The sequence below is a fragment of the Bacillus sp. AC266 genome, from assembly GCF_979253805.1.
This window is the reverse complement of the sequence record NZ_CEEDEC010000001.1, coordinates 1,348,420-1,374,203: the sequence shown is the minus strand read 5'-3', so window position 1 is coordinate 1,374,203 and position 25,784 is coordinate 1,348,420. Positions and strand designations below refer to the sequence as shown.

The 25,784-nt window shown below is 34.4% G+C and carries 29 protein-coding genes; 19 read left to right on the top strand and 10 right to left on the bottom strand.

Going from position 1 to position 25,784, the window contains the following annotated elements; translation table 11 throughout:
- Positions 1-69: 69 nt before the first annotated feature.
- Positions 70-654: a GNAT family N-acetyltransferase gene (locus AC0IXC_RS07035; protein WP_002126982.1), complete on the top strand. Its 585-nt coding sequence runs from the start codon at positions 70-72 to the stop codon at positions 652-654.
- Between the two features lie 387 nt (positions 655-1,041).
- On the opposite strand, the gene AC0IXC_RS07030 is transcribed toward AC0IXC_RS07035, so the two are convergent.
- The 4 genes from AC0IXC_RS07030 to AC0IXC_RS07015 form a co-directional block, all read right to left on the bottom strand.
- Entirely contained in the window at positions 1,042-1,611 is a 570-nt protein-coding gene (locus tag AC0IXC_RS07030; RefSeq protein ID WP_234816581.1) for a YdeI/OmpD-associated family protein, read from the bottom strand.
- Positions 1,596-2,528, bottom strand: coding sequence for an alpha/beta fold hydrolase (locus AC0IXC_RS07025; RefSeq protein WP_471652745.1), 933 nt, complete (start codon positions 2,526-2,528; stop codon positions 1,596-1,598). Before AC0IXC_RS07025 ends, AC0IXC_RS07030 begins: the two co-directional genes overlap by 16 nt.
- Before the next feature lie 92 nt (positions 2,529-2,620).
- On the bottom strand, positions 2,621-3,550 hold the full coding sequence (locus tag AC0IXC_RS07020; protein ID WP_061675446.1) for a helix-turn-helix transcriptional regulator: 930 nt from the start codon (positions 3,548-3,550) through the stop codon (positions 2,621-2,623).
- 225 nt (positions 3,551-3,775) lie between these two features.
- Entirely contained in the window at positions 3,776-4,423 is a 648-nt protein-coding gene (locus AC0IXC_RS07015) for a hypothetical protein (RefSeq protein WP_471652744.1), read from the bottom strand.
- Between the two features lie 353 nt (positions 4,424-4,776).
- Here AC0IXC_RS07015 and AC0IXC_RS07010 point away from each other — a divergent pair, with 353 nt between their 5' ends.
- Positions 4,777-5,460, top strand: a complete 684-nt coding sequence (locus AC0IXC_RS07010; RefSeq protein ID WP_471652743.1) for a DUF4145 domain-containing protein — start codon at positions 4,777-4,779, stop codon at positions 5,458-5,460.
- Positions 5,461-5,802: 342 nt separating this feature from the next.
- Here the strand turns inward: AC0IXC_RS07010 and AC0IXC_RS07005 are convergent, their stop codons facing one another.
- Positions 5,803-6,705, bottom strand: coding sequence for an aldo/keto reductase (locus AC0IXC_RS07005; protein ID WP_471652742.1), 903 nt, complete (start codon positions 6,703-6,705; stop codon positions 5,803-5,805).
- A gap of 165 nt (positions 6,706-6,870) precedes the next feature.
- Between AC0IXC_RS07005 and AC0IXC_RS07000 the strand changes: the two genes are divergently transcribed.
- A complete protein-coding gene (locus AC0IXC_RS07000; RefSeq protein WP_002086082.1) occupies positions 6,871-7,821 on the top strand; it encodes a CobW family GTP-binding protein in 951 nt (316 codons plus the stop codon).
- Positions 7,822-7,956: 135 nt separating this feature from the next.
- On the opposite strand, the gene AC0IXC_RS06995 is transcribed toward AC0IXC_RS07000, so the two are convergent.
- Together AC0IXC_RS06995 and AC0IXC_RS06990 are read right to left on the bottom strand one after the other, a co-directional pair.
- A complete protein-coding gene (locus tag AC0IXC_RS06995; protein ID WP_002012425.1) occupies positions 7,957-8,427 on the bottom strand; it encodes a GNAT family N-acetyltransferase in 471 nt (156 codons plus the stop codon).
- A gap of 138 nt (positions 8,428-8,565) precedes the next feature.
- A complete protein-coding gene (locus tag AC0IXC_RS06990; RefSeq protein WP_002141395.1) occupies positions 8,566-9,516 on the bottom strand; it encodes a metal ABC transporter substrate-binding protein in 951 nt (316 codons plus the stop codon).
- A 197-nt stretch (positions 9,517-9,713) separates the two neighbouring features.
- Between AC0IXC_RS06990 and AC0IXC_RS06985 the strand changes: the two genes are divergently transcribed.
- Positions 9,714-9,938: a hypothetical protein gene (locus AC0IXC_RS06985; RefSeq protein ID WP_002012427.1), complete on the top strand. Its 225-nt coding sequence runs from the start codon at positions 9,714-9,716 to the stop codon at positions 9,936-9,938.
- Between the two features lie 116 nt (positions 9,939-10,054).
- Positions 10,055-10,714 carry an oxidoreductase gene (locus tag AC0IXC_RS06980; protein WP_002031464.1) on the top strand — a complete coding sequence of 220 codons (660 nt, stop codon included), beginning with the start codon at positions 10,055-10,057 and terminating at the stop codon, positions 10,712-10,714.
- A gap of 29 nt (positions 10,715-10,743) precedes the next feature.
- Here AC0IXC_RS06980 and namA read toward each other — a convergent pair whose 3' ends face one another.
- The gene (gene namA, locus AC0IXC_RS06975) at positions 10,744-11,781 is read right to left on the bottom strand and encodes an NADPH dehydrogenase NamA (protein ID WP_149190421.1); all 1,038 of its coding nucleotides are present in this window, start codon (positions 11,779-11,781) and stop codon (positions 10,744-10,746) included.
- 133 nt (positions 11,782-11,914) lie between these two features.
- On the opposite strand from namA, the gene AC0IXC_RS06970 reads away from it, so the two are divergent.
- The 6 genes from AC0IXC_RS06970 (at position 11,915) to AC0IXC_RS06945 (ending at position 16,930) form a co-directional block, all read left to right on the top strand.
- The gene (locus AC0IXC_RS06970; protein WP_002135839.1) at positions 11,915-12,373 is read left to right on the top strand and encodes a methylated-DNA--[protein]-cysteine S-methyltransferase; all 459 of its coding nucleotides are present in this window, start codon (positions 11,915-11,917) and stop codon (positions 12,371-12,373) included.
- Between the two features lie 165 nt (positions 12,374-12,538).
- Positions 12,539-13,537: a DUF2628 domain-containing protein gene (locus AC0IXC_RS06965; RefSeq protein ID WP_002189363.1), complete on the top strand. Its 999-nt coding sequence runs from the start codon at positions 12,539-12,541 to the stop codon at positions 13,535-13,537.
- Between the two features lie 71 nt (positions 13,538-13,608).
- Positions 13,609-15,270 carry a peptide ABC transporter substrate-binding protein gene (locus tag AC0IXC_RS06960; protein WP_002189364.1) on the top strand — a complete coding sequence of 554 codons (1,662 nt, stop codon included), beginning with the start codon at positions 13,609-13,611 and terminating at the stop codon, positions 15,268-15,270.
- Between the two features lie 59 nt (positions 15,271-15,329).
- Positions 15,330-15,746, top strand: a complete 417-nt coding sequence (gene fosB, locus AC0IXC_RS06955; protein WP_002126995.1) for a FosBx1 family fosfomycin resistance bacillithiol transferase — start codon at positions 15,330-15,332, stop codon at positions 15,744-15,746.
- 12 nt (positions 15,747-15,758) lie between these two features.
- Positions 15,759-16,301, top strand: coding sequence for a short-chain dehydrogenase (locus tag AC0IXC_RS06950; protein ID WP_002189366.1), 543 nt, complete (start codon positions 15,759-15,761; stop codon positions 16,299-16,301).
- A 17-nt stretch (positions 16,302-16,318) separates the two neighbouring features.
- Entirely contained in the window at positions 16,319-16,930 is a 612-nt protein-coding gene (locus tag AC0IXC_RS06945; RefSeq protein WP_107887943.1) for a phosphoserine phosphatase 1, read from the top strand.
- 46 nt (positions 16,931-16,976) lie between these two features.
- Here the strand turns inward: AC0IXC_RS06945 and exsB are convergent, their stop codons facing one another.
- Positions 16,977-17,603, bottom strand: coding sequence for an exosporium protein ExsB (gene exsB, locus AC0IXC_RS06940; RefSeq protein WP_080784644.1), 627 nt, complete (start codon positions 17,601-17,603; stop codon positions 16,977-16,979).
- A gap of 181 nt (positions 17,604-17,784) precedes the next feature.
- Between exsB and cotH the strand changes: the two genes are divergently transcribed.
- The 8 genes from cotH (at position 17,785) to AC0IXC_RS06900 (ending at position 25,487) form a co-directional block, all read left to right on the top strand.
- On the top strand, positions 17,785-18,861 hold the full coding sequence (gene cotH, locus AC0IXC_RS06935) for a spore coat protein CotH (RefSeq protein ID WP_107887944.1): 1,077 nt from the start codon (positions 17,785-17,787) through the stop codon (positions 18,859-18,861).
- A gap of 105 nt (positions 18,862-18,966) precedes the next feature.
- On the top strand, positions 18,967-19,584 hold the full coding sequence (locus tag AC0IXC_RS06930) for an NUDIX hydrolase N-terminal domain-containing protein (RefSeq protein ID WP_107887945.1): 618 nt from the start codon (positions 18,967-18,969) through the stop codon (positions 19,582-19,584).
- A gap of 104 nt (positions 19,585-19,688) precedes the next feature.
- Positions 19,689-20,291 carry an undecaprenyl phosphate transporter UptA gene (gene uptA / locus AC0IXC_RS06925; protein WP_000881203.1) on the top strand — a complete coding sequence of 201 codons (603 nt, stop codon included), beginning with the start codon at positions 19,689-19,691 and terminating at the stop codon, positions 20,289-20,291.
- A 96-nt stretch (positions 20,292-20,387) separates the two neighbouring features.
- Positions 20,388-21,767 carry a putative polysaccharide biosynthesis protein gene (locus AC0IXC_RS06920; RefSeq protein WP_002086052.1) on the top strand — a complete coding sequence of 460 codons (1,380 nt, stop codon included), beginning with the start codon at positions 20,388-20,390 and terminating at the stop codon, positions 21,765-21,767.
- Positions 21,768-21,951: 184 nt separating this feature from the next.
- The gene (locus AC0IXC_RS06915; RefSeq protein ID WP_000932392.1) at positions 21,952-22,893 is read left to right on the top strand and encodes a magnesium transporter CorA family protein; all 942 of its coding nucleotides are present in this window, start codon (positions 21,952-21,954) and stop codon (positions 22,891-22,893) included.
- A 198-nt stretch (positions 22,894-23,091) separates the two neighbouring features.
- A complete protein-coding gene (locus AC0IXC_RS06910) occupies positions 23,092-23,988 on the top strand; it encodes a permease (RefSeq protein ID WP_000418724.1) in 897 nt (298 codons plus the stop codon).
- Between the two features lie 3 nt (positions 23,989-23,991).
- Complete coding sequence (locus AC0IXC_RS06905) at positions 23,992-24,861, top strand: TIGR03943 family putative permease subunit (protein WP_002012447.1); 870 nt, start codon at positions 23,992-23,994, stop codon at positions 24,859-24,861.
- 119 nt (positions 24,862-24,980) lie between these two features.
- Positions 24,981-25,487, top strand: coding sequence for an acyl-CoA thioesterase (locus AC0IXC_RS06900; RefSeq protein WP_471652741.1), 507 nt, complete (start codon positions 24,981-24,983; stop codon positions 25,485-25,487).
- 129 nt (positions 25,488-25,616) lie between these two features.
- Here the strand turns inward: AC0IXC_RS06900 and AC0IXC_RS06895 are convergent, their stop codons facing one another.
- Positions 25,617-25,703 carry a YjcZ family sporulation protein gene (locus AC0IXC_RS06895; protein WP_000505094.1) on the bottom strand — a complete coding sequence of 29 codons (87 nt, stop codon included), beginning with the start codon at positions 25,701-25,703 and terminating at the stop codon, positions 25,617-25,619.
- Positions 25,704-25,784: the final 81 nt, after the last annotated feature.

Below are 25,784 nucleotides of genomic sequence, written 5' to 3'. Positions count from 1 at the left end.
CAGAAATTTCTTTACTGTATAACTTGAGATGGATATTATTATATAAAAGAATTATAGGGAGTGTTTACAGTGAATCCGTTATTATTCGATTTTCCTTCTGAATTTTATACTGACAGGCTTTTTATTCGAATGCCAAAACCAGGTGATGGTAAAGTTGTATATGACGCAATTCAAGCTTCAATACAAGAATTAAAACCTTGGATGGTCTTTGCACAAAAAGAGCAAACAGAGGAAGAAATAGAAGAGAGTATTAGAAAATCGCATATTCAATTTTTGCAGCGTGAAGATTTGAGACTACTAGTTTTTTCGAACGAAACAGGTGAATTTATTGCATCTGCCGGATTACATCGTATTAATTGGGATATACCTCAATTTGAAATCGGGTATTGGATTGATTCAAGGTTTAGTGGAAAGGGCTATATGGTAGAGGCTGCAAAAGGAATAACGGATTATGCTTTCACTGAACTGAAAGCAAACCGGGTAGAAATTCGTTGTGATTCTCTAAATAAGAAGAGTAGAGCGATACCAGAGAAATTAGGCTTTAAATTAGAGGGTACTTTAGAAAGCGCGAGTGTTGCGGTGGATGGAAATGGATTAAGGGATATGTGTGTATTTGCAATGACGAGAAATACATATGAAAAAGAAGAGCTGTAAAGAACTATATAGACTAAACTAATAAGAGGATATTATGTTCAATATATGAGCATATATCCTCTTTTCCTATGCATATTATATTCGTTAATTAGATAGTAATAATTAATTAGGCTTAAAAAAGACAAGTTTGTGAAGAAATCTACTTAAACTATAGGGTGCTTTAATTGAAGATTCGCAACCAGAAATAATCAATCTTTATTATAAAAACCAAACTAGATAAATAAAGAACCAACTGTTTTGATCAAACTTTGTTTCAAAACAGTTGGTTTCTTTCTGTATAAAATCAGCGTTTGCAACTTACTTTTAATCGAACTTTATTCAAAAGCTACATATTCTTCTCTCTAAACAATCCAGGTATATATAAATTAATGCTGTTGATTGATAAAACTACGGTCTTAACATGTCTCCCTCTTTCCATGAATCGATTAATCGATTCAATCTTCTTAGCCTAGTTTCTTCTTTTTTGGCACTCATTACCCACCAAATAGAATCTCTTTTGTAAGAATCCGGAAGCTGATTAAAGAATTTCCAAGAATTTTGATTTTTTTTAATTTCATCCTCATATTCTTTTATTAAAGTAACGTTCCTATTAGCGGAAGAATAACCTGTTTGATCATTTCTTTGATTAAAAATAGTCAATCCTTCAGGCTTCATTTGATTAAGTTCTATTAATTTATGCACCTTTTGCACGTTAACTTTACTCCAGAGGCTATTAGACTTACGTGGAGTAAAGCGGATTTTATAGCTATCTTCATCAACTGTTTTTCGTATCCCATCAATCCAACCAAACGACAGTGCACAATCTACTGATTCTGACCAAGTAAGACTAGCTTTATTGGTCTTTTTTTTTGAAAAAACTACCCAAATCTCACTAGCTGTTTGGTGATGAATATCTAACCAATCAATAAATTCTGTTTGATTAATAAAAAATAAGGCTTCACTCATTTTATCAGCCATTTTAAAATCATTTGATTAAGCTCTTCAGGTCTTTCTTCTTGAATCCAATGACCAGTGTCCAAACTCTTAACGTCTATATTAGGTACAAAATCTTTTATATTTTGAAGTGGCGGAATAATATCTTTCTCGCCATATACCATCAATGTTGGCTGATGAATAATAGGAGGGACGTCACCTAATAAATGCCAATTACGATTTAGATTTCTGTACCAATTGATGCTTGGAGTGAAACCTGTCTTATTGAACCCTGAGATATAAACAGAAAGATCTTCATCACTCATAACAGGTTTACCTAATGGCTTGGTTGCTTTAGCTAGATTAATCATTTCCATTCCTTTACCAGGAACTTGTGATGGAGCATTCTTTCGATATAAGTTATTAAGAAATTGTGATGAATTTTCATCTAGTATAGCATCTGCAACACCTGGTTGTTTGTTAAAGTGAACAAAATAGTAATCGTCTCCAAAAACTTCTTCCATAAAATCAATCCAAGGTTTCTCTCCACGAACTTGATAGGGCAAGCATAAGTTAATCATTTTACGAACACGTTCTGGGTGCAGCAAAGCCATGCTCCAAACAACACTTGCACCCCAATCATGCCCCATAAAAATGGCATCTTTGTACTGATAGTGATCCAATAGAGCAACAAGATCACCGGTTAAATGTTTAATATCATATTTTGTAACTTCTTTGGGACAAGAAGATTCTCCATATCCCCGTTGATTGGGAATAATAACGTGATAACCTGCTTCTACAAGAGGAGTCACTTGATGTCTCCAAGAATAGGCATGTTCTGGCCATCCGTGGCAGAGAACGATAGGTCGCCCCCAATTTTTTTGTCCAGCTTCAAAAACTTCTAGTTTCACACCGTTAACTGAGATAAGTGTTGGTGTTGGAAATTCATAATTGTTTGTCATTTAACGTTCCTCCTAATTAAAATAAATGTGTCTTATAACAACAATATTATCACGGTGATTTGACAACAGTCTGTCAACTTTGAGAAACGCAATTAACGATATTTTTCAGCCATCAATCTGAGTTTTGAAGCAATTGCTTCACGCATTTCTTTTGGAGCTAAGACCTCTACATGCTCTCCAAAACTAAATATGAGAGAGAACAACCATTCTTTTTCGGGGAGTGTAGCTTTAACAAGAAGTTCACCTGTTTCTAACACCGAAATATCTTCTTTATTAAAAATATCCTCCACACGAGACTGCATTATAGAGGAAATCTTTAAGACAATTGTTGTCATTATTGTTTGCTCATTTAATAATGTCCTAATCTCATGATACGATTTTTCTCGACGTTCAAATGATTGATTTTCGATATAACAATCACTTATACGGGAAACTTTAAATATTCTGAAATCTTCTTTTGAAAGACAATAAGCAAATAAGTACCAAGTATAATTTTTAAATATGAGTGACATAGGTTCAACTCGTCTTTTGCTGACAATATTATTATAATTTCTGTAGTCAATCGTCAGTATATCAGTCTGTGTAATAGATTTTCTTAGCGTTTTAACTAATGACTTTTGTTCTAGAGATTCTCCAAAAGGATGTAAATCAATGATGATTTGTTCCATATGCAGCTTTAGTTCATCTGCCTTGTTTTTAGGAATGATATTTTCTAACTTTTCTATGGATGATTCTAGCTCAATGTCGTCAACCGTGGAATTAATATCTTTGAGAACAGAAAGAAGGGAGGACAGATTATTAAGAGTCAGTACTTGATGATTTAATTTATAATTTTCATAAATGCTGAATCCACCATTGTTTCCAGAGTGGGAAATGATAGGAATTCCGGCTAGATTGATTGTTTCAATATCTCGGTAAATAGTCCGAACCGACACTTCAAATTTTTGAGCCAATTCATTGGCTGTTATACGATTTCTATTAAGTAACATCACAATAATGGTTAACATACGTTCTATTTTCATTTTGTTCTCCTTAGATAAGGTTTCTTTTCATTCTACACTACACAATATGATGATACATTAAAAAAACTTTTCAAAAGAACTAATCTTTCATATACAAAAATATTATTCAAGTCTTGTATGCTTAGAGGTTCTTTTTTTACGTAACAAGTATGATAAAAGAATACTCAATACTTTTGATTGAGAAATTAAATCATGATATACTTTAAGTGCGAAACGTTATGAAATTTAGCAAGACAACACGAAAGCCAGTCCTACAGCGAATAGGACTGGCTTTTTTTTCGTTTGTTGCGAAGCCAAACGCGTGTTCAATACATGCGTCACACCATATAGTTCACCTTTTCCATTATGATTAATTGCAACGTCTAAATCATTGATAATTTGCTTCATGTATTCGAATGCAATACGCGTATTTTCATCAGTAGGTGCCCATTGATTAACTAAATCTGTTGATTCCATTGCTTCACCATTAGGATCTAAATGTACCGTACGGGCAACTTGCTTATTAGATATATAACTTGTTAAAAGGAACAAATTTATATAATCTTTTTCCAATTCTTTATTTCCTTTAATTAAATGGATTGGTGATTCAGCATTGACTACTAGTGACTTCAAGTAATACTCGAAACCTTCATCGTTACTAGCTTTTTTCAATTTTGGGTCGTTCATCGGTTCGGAAAGTAATACGTTCATCTTTGAAACCCATTCTCCGATTTCAGCATTATAAATTTGGGATTCAGATGCTTCTACAATGTTGCTATTTGTTGAGTCATCTTTGTCGCTTGAATATTTAAGAGCCCCATATTCACGAACTCCAAGTGTGGCAATAAGTATAACGGCAATAGCAGCAGAACCGAATAAGATTTTTCTTTTCATTCTCAACACTACTTTCCCTAATAAAGTTAGTATAACCAATAAGAGGGGCTCTTACAAATAAACGGGAAAGGGATGGAGAAGTAATTGTAATTGAATGATTTAATTGTATTTTCTAAATAAAGATAAATTTGATTAGTAATGATATTACAACTCTTATTCAACTAACGGAGTGCTTTAGTTGAATTTTAAAGCCAAAAATAACCCACATATTAGATATGTTCTAATTTGTGGGTATCTTTTATTATGATACGTTCAAGTTAACTGACCTAAAAATAGGTGTCTCCTCGTTTTTTTATATTTAAAGAGGAAAACTATCCTATTGTAGAAATTTTATGAGAGGAGAGTGAGGAGGAATGAAAGAAGTTAGACTTTGTTTTCATTGTGGAAATAAAACACAGATGGAGTTAGTGACTACGTATAAACATAATATTCCTGAAGTTGAATATGAACCAGGTTACGGAGAAATACAAATCGGGGAATATTGGGATGTTTATAACCTTTTTCTTTGTCCAGTATGTCAGAAAGTTACATTAGAACTGAAATCCTCAAGTACTTTTGAGTGCGGACCAGATGGAACAGAATATTGGAGCGAAAAGGTATTATATCCTCTAATAGAATCTCAAGTAATAAAGTTTCCCTCCGGAGTGAAAGAGGCTTTTGAAGCAGCACATAAAGTGAGAAATATTGATGGAGCTATAACATCTCTGGCTTTAAGGAGAACACTTGAAAGAATGTGTAAGGATAAAGGTGCGGAAGGGAAAAATCTATATCGTAAATTGAAATATTTATCAGATAATGGTGTAATCCCACCGATTCTTTCAGTAATGTCTTCTATCATCAAAGATATTGGCAACGAAGCTGCACACGGTGATGATGTGGAATTTGATCAACAATTAGTAAGTTCCCTATTCAAATTTACAGAGATAATTTTGGAATATGTTTATGTAATACCAAGGCATCTAAAAAAAATTCAATTTGATATGGGCATAAGGGAAGAGGAAAATCAGAAACCAACAGTGGAGGTAACTAGCGAGTAGAAAATACTCGCTTTTTTTGATTATTTAAAAGTAAAAACAGGACACTTGTGTACTGCATTTCTAACCAAATAAAATGGGGAATAATTGATTCTATTGAAATATAAAGACTTTAAAGAAGTTGAAGAATCATTAGGGATGACTTATATATTTCTAATAGGTGTTTTTTTATATCGTATATAAATATATTCGAAAGTGATAAATTACTTATTCAACTAACGGGGGCTTTAGTAAAAGAAGAAAGGTTCTACATATTAGTCATATCTAATATGTAGAACCCTTTAATTTTTCTATCTTTTTTAAAATTAGGTCTTGATAAAATACAACAGCTCTTCTTTTTGTTTATTATGGTACAGGATGACCGTTAGAGCTTTCGAAAATTGTAAACCATTGTTGGCGGTCTAAATTAACTTTTGTTGCCATTGCAGCCGTTTTTACTCGATCTAATTTACCAGAGCCAACGATTGGCATCATTTTAGCTGGATGAGCAAGTAACCATGCATACATAACAGTATCGATGCTATCAACGCCGAGCTCAGTAGCAATTTTTTGTAAAGTTTCACGTACACGTACGGCGCGTTCTGATTGGCCAGTAAAGATTTCTCCACCAGCAAGAGGTGACCAAATCATTGGATTGATTCGTTTTTCTTGGCATAAATCAATCGTACCTTTTTCAAAATGCTCCATTTGCATCGCAGATACTTCAATTTGATTTGTAATGAGCGGGAAATCTAAATATGAACTTAACATATTAAATTGAGAAGGTAAAAAGTTAGAAACACCGAAGTGACGAACTTTTCCTTCTTGCTTTAAGCGTGAGAACGCTTCTGCCACTTCGTTTGGGTCCGTGAATGGATCAGGACGATGAATGAGCAATACATCAATATAATCTGTATGTAAGTTTTGTAATGAATCTTCCGCGCTTTTTATTATATGTTCAGCACTCGTATTGTAGTGAGCAACATATCGCTCTGGAAATTTAGGTGATGGGGGAGCGATTCCACATTTAGTGATGATTTGCATATTTTCGCGTAAGGAAGGCTTTAATTGTAACGCTTCTCCAAACAATCCTTCACACGTATCCCCACCATAAATATCAGCGTGATCGAAAGTAGTAATCCCCAAATCCATACAGTCTTCAATAAAAGAAAGTAACTCTTGCTTTGTCATATTCCATTCTGCTAAACGCCAGAACCCTTGAATAATACGAGAAAATTCTAGTGTTTCGGCCATTTGAACTCGTTCCATTATAAGTACCCCCTTGATGAATGATAATATTTTTGAAAAGGCTTTCTTGCTACATATTATTATATAGTTACCCGGTTGTACATACAATAAATATGTTTTGCTACAAAAACGTTTTTCTCTATATGCTATAATGTAGAAACATATAGCTATAAGGAGATGTAAGGAATGATTCCAGTAACAATACTAACTGGTTTTCTTGGATCAGGGAAAACGACATTATTAAATCGAATTTTATCAGAGGATCACGGCAAGAAATTAGCAGTGATTGTAAATGAAATAGGGCAAATTGGTATCGATAATCAATTAATTATGAACGTTGAAGAAGAAATTATGGAAATGACAAACGGTTGTTTATGCTGTACTGTGCGTGAAGATTTACTTGTTGCTTTAAAACAATTACTGGATGTGAAAGCAGAAGGGAAAATGGACTTTGATGGATTAGTAATTGAAACAACAGGTCTTGCAAATCCAGGTCCGATTATTCAAACTTTCTTTTTAGATCCAGTTATTCAATCTGCATACCAAATTAACGGTGTTGTAACAGTTGTAGATAGCTATCATATACATAAACATTTTGAAAAGGGACTGGAAGCAAAAGAACAAATTGCCTTTGCTGATGTTGTGTTAGTTAATAAATTAGATTTAATTGAAGAAAATGAGAAAGAAAATCTCTTGCATGAACTTCAAGGAATTAACCCGACTGCAAAGTTAATCGAGGCGACTAACTGTGAGGTAGATATTCCATCGTTATTACAAATTCAAACGTTTAAAACGAAAGATACGCTGCAAATTTACCCTCATACAGAACATAACCATCTAGAAGGTGTAAAATCGTTTGTACTACGTGAAGAACGTCCGTTAGATTTACAAAAATTGAATGAGTGGATGTCAGCTGTCGTTCAAGAACTAGGGGAGCATTTATATCGCTACAAAGGAATTTTATCTATTGATGGAGTAGATAAACGTATTGTTTTCCAAGGTGTGCATACGTTATTTGCTGCTTCGTACGATAGAGAGTGGCAAGAGGGCGAAGAGCGAGTAAGCGAAGTAGTTTTCATCGGAAGAGATATTAATAAAGAATGGTTCCAAGAACATTTTGAAGAATGTGTGAAATAAGTCTGCGTAAATCGCAGGCTTATTTTTTATGAGCATTTTAATGAGATAATACTAGATTACAAAAATGAAGTAATAAGGGAACGAAACAAAAATAGAAAACATAACATTGATAAATGCATAATAAAAAGCCTGTTTTCACAGACTTGTATTTTCATCTATAAGTAATTCCATTACAACACCTACAACTGGACCTTCGTCATCAATATCCCCATTTAAACGGAAGCCAAATGACTCATATAGTCCCATTGCGTGTTTGTTGTCAGGATGTAAACTTAAATAAATTATTTTACATTCGAATTTTTGTTGCAAGAATTGAATTAGTAAGCGAAGGAAACGTTTTGCGTATCCTTTTCCTTGAAATTGTTGGTCAATCATAAAACGATCTAACCATACGCTTTCATGTTTTTGGGAATACCAACCGTACATTGCGTATCCAACGAGTGTTTCTTTGTCATATAAGCCTACTGACGTTCCGTTTTCTTCATATAATGATTCCGCTAAAGAAAACGCATTGCTTTCAATAAACTGCTGCTGGTCTTTTGCTACGTCTAAAGCAGCAACTGAACGCCAATTATTTGCTGTTACTTCACAAATGTGAAGATTCATAGTTCCAACTCACCTTCTAAATTAGTATAGCTTACAAGCTAATATGGATAATTCTACTTGTTATTTCGATCAAGTCAAGGATAAATACATAAAAAGGCAGCTGGATGACATATTCAGCTGCCTAGAAAATATAGTTGATTAGTTTGTTGCTTCTTTTAAAGTATTTACGTTTTCTTCCATTAATGTGAAGTAATCTTTATTGTTCTTTGCATCATCCTCAGAAATAGTAGCAAGGTGATTTAAGCGTAAAATTTTTGTACCTGTTTCTTTTTGAATAACTGATGCTACTTTTGGAGTAGAGAATGTTTCAAATAAAATATATTGTAGACCGTGCTCTTTTACTGTTTTTGTAATGTCAGTAAGCTGCTTTTGAGATGGTTCATCAGATGCTGAAATTCCAGCGATTGGAATTTGTTTCAAACCGTATCGTTGTTCCCAGTAGCCGTAAGCTGCGTGTGAAACTAATATTTCTTTCGTTTTTGCATTTGCAACAACTGCTTTAAATTGATCATCTAAATCAGTAAATTTTGTTTGTAGTGCTGCAAAGTTTTTTTCGAATTCTTTTTTATGTTCAGGCTGTAATTCTACAAGTGCATTTTTAATTTTTTCTGCTTGTTTCATCGCAAGAGTAGGGTCTATCCAAACGTGTGGGTCTTTATCGTGATGATGTTCATCTTCTTTATGACCGTCTCCATGATCGTGCTGCTCTTCTTCAGATGAAGCACGAAGTTCGATATCTTTAGATGCATTTACAATTTTTACGTTTTCTTTTTTTAATGATTTTTCCATTTTTTCGGCAAATGGTTCTAATTCTGCGCCGTTATAAACAAATAAATCGGCTTTCGCCACTTGTACAGTCTGCTTTTGACTTGGTTCAAATGTATGAGAATCCGCACCAGGTGGGTAAATTGTTTCTACATTTACATAATCACCACCGATTTTTTTTGCAAAGTCAGCGAGTGGGAAAATGGTTGTATAAACAGAAAGTTTCCCATCTTTTTTCGCTGCACTATCTTTGTTGTTAGAACATCCAGCAAAGATGAGTGTGAAAATAAGTATAAATGAAAATAGAGCTAATTTTTTAGGCATATAATTCTCCTCTTTTCTTTTTTACAATTATATTTTCTCCAAATATAAGAAGAAAATATCGTTTTAATACAAAACGGAATAATTACGTTTTAGTTTGCGAACCTAGTATAATACATCTTTATGAAAGTTGCAATAAATAATAATCATTACGATTTGATTTTGTAATAAATCTGTCAAAAAGAAAGGTATTAATTTTTATGATTGGTGCATATGTGACAATGTTACTTTCATATATTGGGAGGGAGCAGAAAAAAGGGGATGAGCGCTTGGGTTACTTCATGGAAGCTATCTTATTAATACTTGCGGTTGTTTTGCCATTATCTTTTGTTTTAATTTTTTTAAGAAGACTAATAAGTAATTTAGGGGATGCTACAACAATTACAAAATTGCCAGCAGAAGAAAAAGAAGAGAAAAAAGAGTAAGTAAAGCACTATGCATACGCATAGTGCTTTACTTATGGTAAAATGGGAGAACGGAAACTCCTGTTAGCGACGATTAGCTATAGGAGAGAATAGTAAATAAAGAGGTATACACATATATGAATAAGCGAACAGCGTTAGTACTTGGCGCAAGTGGGTTAGTTGGACAAGAAATAACGCGACTATTACTTGACTCAGATTACTACGATTCGGTTACTATTTTTGTAAGGGAACCATTACAATTACAGCATGAGAAATTGCAACAGAAACAGGTGGATTTTTCAGTATTAGAGGAATACAAAGAATTTTTTGCAGTAGATGATGTTTTTAGTTGCTTAGGAACAACGATAAAAAAAGCGAAGTCGAAGTCTAATTTTAAAAAAGTAGATTATGAATATACATTACGAGCTGCCTGCTTAGCTGAAAAACAAGGCGTGCAAAATTTTCTTGTTATTTCATCAATGGGAGCAAAACCTAAATCATTTTTCTTTTACTCGCAAGTGAAGGGGAAAATGGAAGAGGAGCTAAAAAAGCTAGTTATTGGTGGCATACATATTTTCAGGCCGTCATTATTAGTTGGAAATCGTCAAGAATATCGTTTTGGGGAAAGAATGGCTGAGAAATTATCTCGTATTCTTCCGTTTATATTTAAAGGGGCTTTTAAAAAGTATAAACCAATTTCAGCTAAAGATGTGGCGAAAGGAATGTATATAACAGCGCTACGTGAAGAATCTGGTATTCATATTTATAGTTCAAACGATATTATAGAAATAAAATAAGTAAAACCGAGAAGAATAATTTCTCGGTTTTATTTATTAGTTTTAATTTTCCCGGGTGCTCGTTGGTACTGATATGGTTCTTTTAATTCAAAGCCAAGTTCATTGGCAGCTATTCTTGGGAAGTATGGATTACGAAGTAACTCGCGTCCGATAAAAATTAAATCTGCTTCGTTATTATTTAAAATTTGCTCTGCTTGTGATCCGGTTGTAATTAATCCTACCGCACCAGTCGCGATGTTAACATGCTCCTTAATATGTTTAGCATATTGTACTTGGTAACCAGGATACACATCAATATGTGCGGGTACAACAGCACCAGAACTACAATCGATTAAATCTACCCCTTGTTCTTTCATCCATCCTGTATACTGCACATAATCTTGAACCGTTAACCCGTCGGGATGATAATCATTTGCTGAAATACGAACAAATAACGGTCCGTTCCAAACTTCATTTACAGCATCGATGATTTCGCGTAAGAAACGATAGCGATTTTCAGGTGAGCCCCCGTATTCATCAATCCGCTTATTGGAAAGCGGAGAAAGAAATTCATTAATAAGATAACCGTGAGCACCATGTAATTCAATAACGTCAACCCCCGCTCGTTTAGAGCGTAAAGCTGCTTTTTGAAAAGCAGAAACAGTTTCTTTAATTTGCTGTTTATTCATTTCTACTGGTATTTTCATTCTATCGTTAAACGGAATTGCTGAGGGAGCGAAAGCATCTGTTTCTAATTCAGCCTTTCTTCCGGCGTGAGCGAGTTGAATGGCTGCTTTTGCACCGTTATTATGTATAAATGTTGTCGTTTTATGTAAGCCTTCAATTAGATTATCATCCCAAATGCCTAAGTCTTTGTTAGAAATTCGTCCTTCAGGTAACACAGCTGTTGCTTCAATCATAACTAAACCTACTTGGCCAGCAGCCCTGGTTCCATAATGGACGAGATGAAAATTAGTTACTTGGCCATCCTCATTTTCTGATGAATACATGCACATAGGTGACATAATGATACGGTTTTTTAGCGTAACGTCCTTAATTGTATAAGGTGAAAAGAGTTGAAACTCCATCAAATATCCCCCTTGATTGAATTTTCTTACATTGTATCATCCTCTTTTTTGTTTCCCTAATAAAACGCTTATACGAAAAATTTCGTCTATTCGTGTTACAATAAATAATATGTAATGAATTGGAGGATGACATATGTACCAGGCTTATTATGATAGTGAATTAGGTTTGTTAGAAATTACAGCGAACGAAGAAGGAATTACGTCTGTTATATTTGTTGAAGAAAGAAAAGAAGAACATAAAAATGAACTTGTTGAACAATGTATAAATGAATTAGATGAATACTTTGAAGGAAAAAGAAAAGAGTTTACAGTTCCATTGTCTGCTGAAGGAACACCATTCCAAAAGAATGTATGGGATGCACTTTACACTGTTCCGTATGGCGTAAGTGCTTCATATTTAGATATTGCGGAGAAGGTTGGGAATACGAAAGCTGTACGAGCGATAGGAGGGGCAAATAGCCGGAATCCAATTTCAATTATCGTTCCATGCCATCGTGTAATAGGAAAGAGTGGAAAACTTGTTGGGTATGCGGGTGGTTTATGGAGGAAAGAGTGGTTATTGAAACATGAAGGTATTTTAAATAAATCGTAAGAAACAACCTTTGGAACGAGGGAGTTAGCTCGGCTGTCCTAAGACAAATTCGTTAGCTATCAAAAGTAACGATGAACCGAGAAGCCCCCACTTCGGGGTAAGCTCGTAAGAGATACTAAGTGGTGGGTAGTTCACAATGAAGTATGGATGGAAAGAGGGATTGTTTTGAAATGTATAAATTGTGGGCGACCTTGTATTAATGATCAGCTGAATTGTGCAAATTGTCAACGAAACTTGCATAATGAACAAGGTGAAGAAAGCTCGCTAATAGACAAAGAATTAGAAGTATATGTAGGGAGACAATATCCATATTACAAAAGAAAATGGGAGCTTGAGAATAAGCGAATTGCTAGGTGGAGCTGGAATGGTCTGGCTGCTATTTTTAATGTAGGTTGGCTTGGATATCGTAAGTATTACGTACCTGCTGCTTTATTTATACTGTTATTAGTAGCATGTGATGCATTTTCTTATTATATGGGGTTCAACGTAGCATTGCCAATTATTAATATGGTACCTCTCACGTTTTTATTACTCGTTTTCATTCTATTTGGGATGGGGATTTTTGCAAATGGATTATTTTATCAATTTGCAGAAAGGCGTATATATCGAATAAAAGCACGGGGAATTAAAGATGAATCGGTTGAAAATTATCTCATCCGTGATAGTGGTGGAACGAGTAAAATGGGAGCAACAATCGTTACTATTTTAGCAGTTGCAAGTATTTTTTTCAGTCATTTCTTTTTTCCGACTGATCGGGATATTATTCAAAAAGTTCGTACAAGCTCGCTTTATGAATATCCAGTCTTTTCAATTGGTGAATCGTTCGAAAATTATTTTCAAAATTCAGGATGGATATACTATCGGGGAACGGAAGGATTAGAATTAGTAGAATTTCAGGGGGAGAGTCCTGAGATGCCAAGGAAAAAGGTGAGAATTCAATTTATTGTTGATTATAAATTGGGAGAAGTGGAACCATATTCACTTACGATTAACGGTGAATCTAAAAATGAAGAAGAGTTTTTGAAGATAATGGAGGAAATATTTAAAGTTCAAAATCCATTTGATATAGAGGATGGCTTACAAGTAAATGCTATTCAACAAAGCGGAGGGAAAGCAATTTCTGACCGCTTTTTTTCTTTTTATGAAAATAAATATTTAAAATAATCAGAATTTTTTGTATAATAAAATATATTATACAAGTTTTAACTTATACATATAGATTGGGGGAAGGAAGAATGAAGAGAAAGGTAACAACGATTGCTGCAGTTGCATTATCGGCTAGTGTATTGGTTGCAGGTTGCGGAAATGGGGAGAAGGCATCTACAACGAAGAAAGAAGCAGGTAAGGGAGTAGCGGATAAGCAAGTATTAAACTTACTAGAAACAGCTGAAATTCCTTCAATGGATACATCTAAATCAACAGATTCTGTATCTTTCCGTGTATTTGTAAATGCAATGGAAGGATTATATCGTCTAGATAAAGATAATAAACCAACTCCAGGTATGGCCAAAGACGTGAAGATTAGTGAAGATAAAAAGACATATACATTTGAATTACGTGATGCAAAATGGTCAAATGGTGATCCAGTTCGAGCACAAGATTTTGTATATGCATGGCAACGTACATTAGATAAAGCAATAGCAGCAGAATATGCATTTATTTTATTTGATGTGAAAAATGCACAGAAAGTAAATAAAGGAGAAGTACCGTCGGATCAATTAGGTGTTAAAGCGAAGGATGATAAAACGTTGGTAGTAGAATTAGAGCAACCAGCACCTTATTTCCTCGAGCTTACTTCGTTCCCTACATTCTTCCCATTAAATGAAAAGTATGTAAAAGGACAAGGGGATAAATACGGATTAGAAGCAGATAAATTATTGTACAATGGACCATTTACAATGAGTGAATGGAAACATGAACAAAGTTACCAGTTAAAGAAAAACCCAAATTATTGGGATAAAGATGCTGTAAAATTACAAGAAATTAATGTGGGTATAGTAAAAGAGACAAGTACTGGGGTAAATTTATATGATAGTGATCAAGCAGATCGTGTCATTTTAAGTTCTGAGTTTGTAGACAAATATAAAAAGAATAAACCAGATGAATTTAAAACGAAGCTAGACCCACGTATGTATTTCCTACGTTTTAATCAAAAAAATGCAACGTTTAAAAATCAAAAGGTTCGTGAGGCGATTGATTTAGCGTACGATAAAAAAGGAATTGCGGATGTAATTTTGAATGATGGATCATTGCCGGCGTATTTCTTAGTACCTGAAAAGTTTACGACAGGACCAGATGGAAAAGACTTCCGTACTGTAAATAAAAATTTCCGTGACAGTAAAGATAATGCTGCGAAAGCAAAAAAACTGTGGGAAGAAGCGAAGAAAGAACTTGGTCAAGATACAATTACAGTAGAATTACTAAATGATGATAACGGTAGTCGTAAAAAAGTGGGCGACTTTATTAAAGAAGAATTAGAGAAAAACTTACCTGGTATTAAAGTGAATCTGAAGCAACAACCATATAAGCAGAAGTTAGATTTAGAAAAGAAATTTGAATATGAATTCTCATTATCTGCATGGAGTCCAGATTATCCAGACCCAATGACATATATTGATATGTTCGTTACTGGAAGCTCGTTTAATGAAATGGATTATTCAAATCCGAAGTACGATGATTTAGTAGCAAAATCAAAAGGAGAACTACTAAAAGATGACGCAGCACGCTGGAAAGCACTTGCAGAAGCTGAAAAAATCTTAATTGGTCAAGACGCTGCAATCTCACCTACGTACCAACAAAGTACAGCTTACTTAGAGAAGACGTATGTAAATGGTATTGCTAACCATACGTTCGGTGGCGACTTTAGTTATAAATGGGCATATATTACAAAGAAATAGTATAATAAAAGATGAGTGAATTTTCACTCATCTTTTATTTGTTTAGGGAGGAACGTGGAGTGTTGAAAGGAATCAATCATCTTTGTTTTTCAGTATCAAATTTAGAAAACGCTATTATGTTTTATGAAAGAGTGCTAGAAGGAGAACTATTAGTTAAAGGGAGAAAACTTGCATATTTCAATATATGTGGAGTATGGATAGCACTGAACGAAGAGGCACATATTCCAAGAAAGGAGATTCATCAATCTTATACGCACCTCGCATTTTCTGTTGAACAAGAAGACTTTGAACGCTTACTGCAGCGATTAGAAGAAAATAAAGTTCATATTTTACAAGGAAGAGAGCGTGATGTGAGAGATTGTGAATCTATATATTTTGTGGATCCTGATGGTCATAAATTTGAGTTTCATTCAGGGACGTTACAAGACCGTCTAAATTATTATAGAGATGAGAAACCTCATATGACATTTTACTAAGGGGGGAAGAAGTTGCATGCGCTTGTAATTGGTGGAACAGGAATGTTAAAGAAAGTTTCTATGTGGCTTTGTGATCAAGGATTTCGTGTGTCTGTTATTGGACGAGATGAAGTGAAATTAGAAAATGTTAAGCAAGCTAGTTCGGCACCAGAAAATATTACATGTCTTCCTTTAGATTATCAAAATGACGATGATCTAAAGCGATCTATTACTAATACAATTGAACAGAATGGTCCAATAACATTAGTTGTTGCCTGGATACACTCTAGTGCTAAGCATGCATTACGACTCATTTGTAATGAGGTAGAATTGTCGTCGGAAAAGTACAGTTTATTTCATATATTAGGTAGTAGTGCATCACGTACGAAGTCAAAAAAAATAGGCGGGGCATTATGTAGTTATTACAGAGTTATATTAGGGTTTATTTTAGAAGATACATATGCAAGGTGGCTTACTCATGAAGAGATAGCTGACGGAGTTATAAAAGGAATTGAAAGTAAATGCACAGAATGGATTGTAGGGAGAGTAGAGCCGTGGGAATTGCGGCCGAAATGACAAGGGGGAAATAGGAAATGAAGACAACAGTATATGTAACAAGGCACGGTGAGACAGAATGGAATGTAGCAAAGCGGATGCAAGGACGAAAAAATTCAGCCTTAACTGAGAATGGTATGATACAAGCGAAACAATTAGGGGAGCGTATGAAGGATTTACCTCTCCACGCCATATATAGTAGTCCAAGTGAAAGAACGATTCATACTGCCGAATTGATTAAAGGAGAACGCGATATTCCAATTATAGCAGATGAACATTTCTATGAAATAAATATGGGGACATGGGAAGGGCAAACAATTGCTGATTTGGAAATGCAATATCCAGAAGAAGTACATTTATTTTGGAATGAACCACATCTTTTTCAATCAACATTAGGGGAAAACTTTGCGGCCGTTCATAAAAGAGTAATTGAAGGGATACAATTTCTTTTAGAAAAGCATAAAGGGGAAAATATTTTAATTGTCTCTCATGCTGCAGCAGCGAAATTACTCGTAGGGCATTTTGCAGGTTTTGAAATTGAACATGTATGGGAAGAGCCATTTATGCATAGCGCGAGTCTTAGTGTGATTGAATTTGATGAAAACCGTGGTAAAGTAAAACAATTTGCAGATATAAGTCATTTTCAGTAAACGTAAAAAAGGTCGCAAAGCGACCTTTTTTGGTGGACATAAAAAACTAGCAATTACGTTTTTTATACCAGAAGTGATCGAATTTTTTATTCTTGCAAGAAGAAGACTTGTGTCTGCTATCTTTGCAATCGTCCCATTTGTGCCCGTCATCGTGACAGTCCTTGCCACGATCCCACGAATCATCACAAGAACCATGATGGCTATGAGGGAAAAATACACATTTTTTACAGAAACATCGTTTTGTCCAGAAACATTTCTTTTCAAAGCGAACGCATTTTGTAACGAAAGTGCATTTTTTCACGCGAGTACGTTTTGTAACTATAACGCATTCTTTTCTGCGAGTAACCTTTGTAACGAAAGTCCATTTTTGAACGCGTACACGAGTACATTTTGTAACAAATGTCCATTTTTTTACATGAGTACATTTTGTAACGAAAGTACAATGTTTCACGCGAGTACATCTTGTTCTTGGACATTTACGCCCTGTTGTACATTTACGCCCTGTTGTACATTTACGCCCTGTTGTACATTTACGCCCTGTTGTACATTTACACCCTGTTGTACATTTATGATGATCATCATCGCAATCAAAAGTACTTGGATCTTGGTGTAAGAAATCCTCCATCCCAGCACTTTTGATTTCTTCAACAGCTTTTCTAATGTCACGTTTCATAGAAATCCTCCTTATCGTGTATTAAATTGAACAAGTATTCTTTTTCCTTAACATGATATGAGATTAGGTTTCTTTCTGAACAAGACAAGAGTGTAATTTTATATAAATAGATGATAGCGGATGTATGGACAAGACAAGGCGCATACATTGAATGAAGAGAACAGAGAAGGGATGAGAATATATGCTACCTTCATATGAATTTTTTATTCATCCAATGTACTTAGTGGAAATGAAAAAAGACATTTGGTCAGATAGTCCAGTGCCAGCAAAGTTAACATATGGAAAAAAGAAGTATGATATTGATATCGTTTATCGGGGTGCTCATATTCGTGAGTTTGAGAAAAAGTCATATCATGTTCAGTTTTATAAACCGAAAAAATTTCTAGGTGTGAAGGAATTTCATTTAAACTCTGAATTTATGGATCCATCCCTTATTCGTAACAAATTATCATTAGACTTTTTTAATGATATTGGGGTACTTTCACCGAAGTCACAGCATGTGTTTATAAAAATAAATGGTCAAATTCAAGGTGTGTATTTACAGTTAGAATCAGTTGATGAAAACTTTTTGAAAAATAGAGGGTTACCGAGTGGTTCTATTTATTATGCGATAGATGATGACGCAAATTTTTCTCTAATGAGCGAGAGAGATAAAGATGTTAAAACTGAGCTTTTTGCAGGGTATGAATTTAAATGTTCGAATGAAAATAGTGAAGAGCAACTTAGTGAATTCGTTTTTCAAGCAAATACACTATCGAGGGATGAGTATGAAAAAGGGATTGGAAAATACCTTAATGTTGATAAATATTTACGATGGTTAGCTGGAGTTATTTTTACGCAAAACTTTGATGGTTTCGTTCATAACTATGCACTATATCATAACGATGAGACAAATTTATTTGAAGTGATACCGTGGGATTATGATGCGACTTGGGGGCGAGATGTACAAGGGAGACCACTTAATCATGAATATATTCGTATTCAAGGTTATAATACGTTAAGTGCAAGATTGTTAGATATACCTGTATTTAGAAAACAATACCGAAGTATTTTAGAAGAAATATTAGAAGAACAATTTACCGTTTCATTTATGATGCCGAAAGTAGAAGGTTTGTGTGAATCGATTCGTCCATATTTACTACAAGATCCATATATGAAAGAAAAATTAGAAACATTTGATCAAGAAGCTGATATGATTGATGAATATATAAATAAAAGAAGGAAGTATATACAAGACCACTTACATGAATTGGATTAATTTTGAAAGAGATTGGAACATTATCAATCTCTTTTTTTGTATAATAAAGATGTATCGATTGAATTGACGTAATATTTACTTAATAAAGAATGGAGATGTGGAAACATGACGGTCAAGTGGATTGATTGGGTAAAACAAATACAATCTATAGCTCAAGCGGGTTTAACGTATTCTCAGGATGTATATGATATAGAGCGTTTCCAACAATTACGGGACATTTCAGTTTCAATGATGTCACATTACACAAAGACAGATTGGGAAGTAGTAGAGAATTTATTTGCAAGTGGGACAGGCTATCAAACACCTAAAGTTGATATACGGGCAGTTATTTTTCAAAATGAAAAACTATTATTTGTGAAAGAAAAAAGTGATAGGAAATGGGCATTGCCAGGTGGATGGGCTGATGTTGGTTATACGCCAACAGAAGTAGCAGCAAAAGAAGTTTTAGAGGAGACGGGCTATGAAGTAGATGATTTTAAGCTACTCGCTATATTTGATAAAGAAAAACATCAACCATCGCCTTCAGCAACACATGTATATAAAATTTTTATTGGCTGTAAGATTATTGGTGGCGAAAAGAAAACTAGTATTGAAACAGAAGATGTGGAGTTTTTTGGTGAGAATGAATTGCCTAATTTATCGATTGCTAGAAATACAGAAGAGCAAATTAAAGAAATGTTTGCCTACATGAAAGAACCTCAAAAAGAAACATTAATAGATTAATAATGCTTATGCCGATGATATTGTTGAAATGAAGATATTGGCAGAATGCGACCTTTATGTAATAATGGGATGGTATGTGAAGAAAAAAGGAGATAGAAAATAAAATGTTAGCAAGCATAATAGATCAGTTATTGCAATTTTTTGCAAGCCTAGGTTACTTTGGAGTAGCGCTAGCTTTAATGATTGAAATTATCCCGAGTGAAATTGTACTTTCGTATGCTGGATTTTTAGTAGCGGATGGTAAAATTAGTTTTGTCGGTGCAGTTATCGCCGGAACTATTGGTGGTACTTTAGCCCAAATCTTTTTATACTGGCTTGGATATTACGGAGGGCGTCCGGTTGTAGAGAAATATGGGAAATATCTACTTATTAATAAACACCATTTAGACATAGCGGAAGGTTGGTTTAAGCGTTACGGAGCAGGAGTAATCTTTTCTGCACGCTTTATCCCAGTAGTACGTCATGCAATCTCTATTCCAGCAGGATTAGCTAAAATGCCGTTAAAACTATTTACACTATATACAGTAGTTGCGATTATTCCATGGTCAATACTATTTATATACTTAGGTGAAAAGCTTGGTGGAAATTGGCGACACATTAAAGAGTATGCATCTGATTACACACATTACATAATTATAGGGGCTGTTCTCTTTGTTGCTCTATACTTCGGTTTAAAGTATTTAAAAAAGAAAAAAGCAGCGCGTTAAAGTCAATGATTTTTCATTGGCTTTTTTTATTGTTTCAGTTCTAAAAAAAAGGAGTTGTCCATAATGTGTAGTAATAAAGCGTAGCGGGGGAATGTGATGAAAGGATCACCGTTTTTACGTGGAACGATATTTTTAACGATGGCAACGATGATATCTAAAATGTTAGGGTTTATATATGTTATACCATTTACAGCAATGGTGGGTACGAGTGGGTACGTATTATATACGTATGCATACCGTCCTTATACAATTATGCTTAGTATTGCAACGATGGGATTACCACTTGCCGTTTCAAAAATGGTTTCAAAATATGATCAACTCAATGATTATCACACTGTTAAGAGAGTGCTAAAGAGTGGTATCGTTTTTATGGTCATTATGGGCGTTATTTCTTGTTTAGCATTATATATGTTAGCACCACATTTAGCTAAACTTGTGATTGATGGAAATGATCAGTCGGGGAATAGTGTGGTAGCTGTCACGCACAATATTCAAATTGTAAGTTTTGCGTTAATACTCGTTCCTGTAATGAGCTTGTTACGTGGTTTCTTTCAAGGTTTTCAATCTATGGGACCTTCTGCGCTCAGTGTAGTTGTAGAGCAATTTTTTCGGGTCTTAACTATTTTGATAGGAAGCTTTGTCGTTTTATATGTTATAAAAGCTTCTGTTTCGTTGGCAGTTGGTATTTCAACGTTTGGAGCATTTATGGGAGCACTAGGTGGATTAAGTGTTTTAAGTGCGTATTATATAAGAAGGAGAAAACATTTAAAGAAAAAAGAGATTGCCAGTATACCACAAACGACGAAAACTTTTTTTTCGTTGTATAGAGAACTGTTTACATATTCTATTCCTTTCGTTGTAGTTGGATTAGCGATTCCGTTATATCAGACGATTGATACATTTACAATTAATAAACTACTTATACAAATAGGGTATATGCAAGGAGAAGCGGAGAAGATTAATGCGATAATTGGTCTTGTCCAGATGGTTGTACTTATCCCGGTTTCCGTTGCGACTGCTTTTAGTATGTCTCTCGTGCCTGAGATGACAAAAGCCTATACAGCAGGGAATGTGAAGTTACTGTACAAACATTTTACGAGGACGAATGTATTAGTAGTAGGTATTACGGTACCAGCGGCGATTGGAATGATGTTGTTAGCAAAACCAGTATATACTCTTTTATTTGGTGCCGGAAATGATCCGGAGATGGGGAGAGTTATTTTACAGTATTATGCTCCTGCCTGTATACTATTTTCGCTTTTTACAGTAACAGCTGCGATGTTACAAGGAATTAATCAACAACAGAAAACAGTGCTAGGATTAGTAATTGGTATTATTGTGAAGATAGTTTTAAATATCGTATTGCTTCCGTATTTCGATTATGTAAGTTTTATTATTTCAACATACGCTGGTTATACGATTTCAGTTGGCTTTAACTTGTGGATGCTTTCTAAATATGTTATAAAGGCAACATAAGCTTTTTAAGGCAGAGAGCACTCTGTCTTTTTCTTTGTTTAGAATATTTTTCTTATAAAAACGTTTTCAAAATAATTTTTCTATTGAAATTTAAACGTATGTTTCATATGCTGAGAATGGCGGTTCAAAAACTGTTATGTAAGAGAGGTAGATTCCTACATGTAAAAAGAATCGGGGTGATAGTATGTTAAATATTTATTTAACAGACCGAAACGGAAAACTACAAGAGGTTGAGGAAATGCAAAAGGGTTGCTGGATTAATGTACTTCATCCAACGGAAGAAGAAATTCAATATCTAGTACAAACGTTAAATGTAGACTTAGATTTCATTAAAGACCCTTTAGATGATGAAGAACGCTCTCGTATTGAAAAGGAAGACAATAATACTTTAATTATCGTGGATATTCCAACAGTTAGACATGATGAAGAAGGAAATTCGATTTATGACACGATTCCAATAGGTATGATTGTAATGCCAGATTGCTTTGTGACAATTTGTTTAGAAGAAAATCCAATTTTTGAACGCTTTATTAATCAACGTATTAAAGAATTTTATACGTTTAAAAAGACGCGCTTTGCACTTCAGCTCTTATATACGATTTCTACTTATTATTTAAGATACTTAAAGCAAATTAACAGAAAAACAATCGATTTAGAGCACCAATTAAATAAGTCGATGAAAAATAAAGAAATTTTTACATTGCTAGGCCTTGAAAAAAGTTTAGTTTACTTTACAACATCATTAAAGGCGAATAAAATTGTAATTCAAAAATTAATGCGTAACAGTACATTTTTAAAAATGTATGAAGACGATCAAGATTTACTAGAAGATGTATTAATTGAAAATAAGCAGGCTATTGAAATGGCGGAAATATATAGTCACATTTTAAGTGGAATGATGAATACTTTTAGCTCTGTTATATCAAATAATTTAAATAGTGTTATGAAACTGTTAACGTCTATTACAATCATTTTATCGTTACCAACGATGGTTTCTAGTTTCTTTGGAATGAACGTAAAGGTTCCGTTTGAAGGGGAAGCACATGGTTTTGTAATTGTACTCATAATATGTGTAACACTATCTTTCACATTAGCGTTTGTTTTTTGGAAGAAACGTTACTTTTAACGAGAAGAAAGCTGCTCTAGCATAGTTGTGTAACTGCGCTAGAGCAGCTTTTTTGCTATGAAATCCTAAATTTTGAATAGAATATAACTTATAAAATGTAATGTATATGAAAGGGGTGAATTCCGTATAAGTCTTGTCCAATTCATAAAATGAGGTTAAAATTACATATTGTTAATGAAAAGTTGGAGGAAATACATCATGGAATTGTTTCAATTACCGAAAGCATTCCTGCAAATGAATACAATTTTTATCTCCATATTGATCGAAGCACTTCCTTTTGTGCTCATTGGTGTATTTATTTCAGGATTCATTCAAATGTTTGTAACAGAAGATATGGTAGCAAAATGGATGCCGAAAAATCGATTTCTGTCTGTTTTAATGGCTACTTTTTTAGGGATGATGTTTCCGGGCTGTGAATGTGGAATCGTTCCGATTGTAAGGCGATTAATCGGAAAAGGGGTTCCGCCCTATGCCGGGATTGCATTTATGTTAACTGGACCAATCATTAATCCAGTCGTATTATTTGCAACATACGTTGCCTTTGGAAGTAGTATGCACATGGTATGGTATCGTTCTATTGTAGCGATTATCGTAGCAATTATCGTTGGAATTATATTATCATTTATGTTTAAAGAACATCAATTACGAGATGATCACTTCCCAGAAGTGAATCATAAGCGTCCATTACGTAAAAAAATGTGGGATGTATGTACGCATGCTGTTGAGGAATTTTTCTCGATGGGAAAATATTTAGTATTAGGTGCGTTAATTGCAGCGGCAGTTCAAACGTTCGTACAAACTTCAACACTTCTTGCTATAGGACAAGGGCCGTTCTCTTCACCAGCTGTTATGATGGGGCTTGCTTACATATTATCACTTTGTTCAGAAGCGGATGCGTTTATTGCTTCGTCATTCCAAAGTACATTTTCAACAGCGTCACTTGTCGCGTTCCTCGTATATGGACCGATGGTGGATATTAAAAATATGTTTATGATGCTTGCGACATTTAAAACAAAATTTGTAATTGTTGTGACGGTTACAGTTACACTTGTTGTTTATGCAAGCTCACTACTCATTTATGCGATGGGGTGGTAGGTTATGTTTCGAGCATATATATTATTAGGCTTTACAATTTTAATTGGACAGCTTCATATTTCCGGTAATATTACGAAGTATATAAATATGAAGTACGCCTATTTATCAAAAACTGCAGCTATTATTTTAGGTTTCTTAACGATTGTACAAATTATTATCGTTTTCCAAAAAGAACATCAAAAAGAAAAAGAGAAACATGATTGTAGTTGTGATCATAGTCATTGTGGGCATGATCATTCGAAAGATGAGAATACATGGTGGAAAAAAGTGTTTTCTTACACGTTATTCTGTTTTCCAATCATTACAGGATTGTTTTTCCCAATTGCAACATTAGATTCCGATATTGTTAAGGCGAAGGGATTCCATTTTCCAGTAGCGCAAGCAGAAAGTAAAGATCCATTTATGACAAGACAATTCTTAAGACCGGATACGAGTATTTATTACGGGAAAGAAGGATACCGTGGTGTAATGGAAAAAGGGAAGAAAGAGTTTGTTACGAAAGATAATATCACTTTAAAAGATGAAGATTTCTTAAAGGGTATGGAGACAATTTATAATTATCCTGGTGAATTTACTGGTAAAACCCTGTCTTATAAAGGATTTGTTTTCCGAGATGATTCTTCTAAAAAGGAACAATATTTCTTATTCCGTTTCGGCATTATACATTGTGTTGCGGATTCGGGTGTATATGGTATGTTAGTTAAAAAACCAGAAGGGGTAGAGTGGAAAAATGATGATTGGATTCAGATAGAGGGAGAAATTTCAACTGAATTTTATCAGCCGTTTCATGCGAATATTCCAGTGTTAGAGGTAACGAAATGGAATAAAGTTGAACAGCCGAAAGAACAATATGTGTTTAGAGGAGCCGATTGATAAAATCGGTTCTTTTTTGTGGACTAAAAGTTCTAAAAATTGTTAATATTAAACGTGTAGTTCATGAGGTGTAGTGTATATTGGGATATTAGGGATAAATAATTAAAGGGGTGATAACAATGACTGAAGTAAAGGGTAAAACAGCTAATGAATCAAGGGTGTTTAAAACGAGTCGAGTATTTCCAACGGATTTAAATGATCATAACACGCTATTTGGTGGAAAGATATTGGCGGAGATGGATATGGTTGCTTCAATTTCAGCAACGAGACACTCGAGAATGGAATGTGTCACAGCGTCTATGGATTGGGTAGATTTCTTACATCCAGTACGTTCTTCAGATTGTGTTAGTTATGAATCTTTCGTAATTTGGACGGGAAGAACTTCTATGGAAATATTTGTGAAAGTAATAGCAGAAGATTTAATTTCAGGTAAAAAACGTGTAGCAGCAACTTCATTCGTTACTTTTGTTGCGCTTAGCAAGGAGAATAATCCAGTCCCTGTACCGCGTGTTATCCCTGAGACAGAAGAGGAGAAAGAATTGCATCGAATTGCTGTGTTACGTGCAGAACAGCGCCATATTCGTAAGGCAGAGAGTAAGAAGGTAGCTACACTGCTAACTTTTTGATGTAAAATATTTTCCTAGTGGTACTATTTTGTAATAGGTTAGGAGATTTTTGAAATGAAAAGCGGACACCTAAAAATAGGTGTCCGCTTTTATAGTTTTTTCATCCCCATATCGTACTATAATAACTGCTTAGCAGAAGCAAGCAGCACCGACGATAATTAAGAGGATAAATAATACGACTAGTAGCGCAAATCCATTACCATGTGCGAAGCCCATTGTTATTTCCTCCTTTTATTTTAAGATACAACATACAATATGCAGATGAGCTCCTGTTTGATATGGACGTATATCATGCAA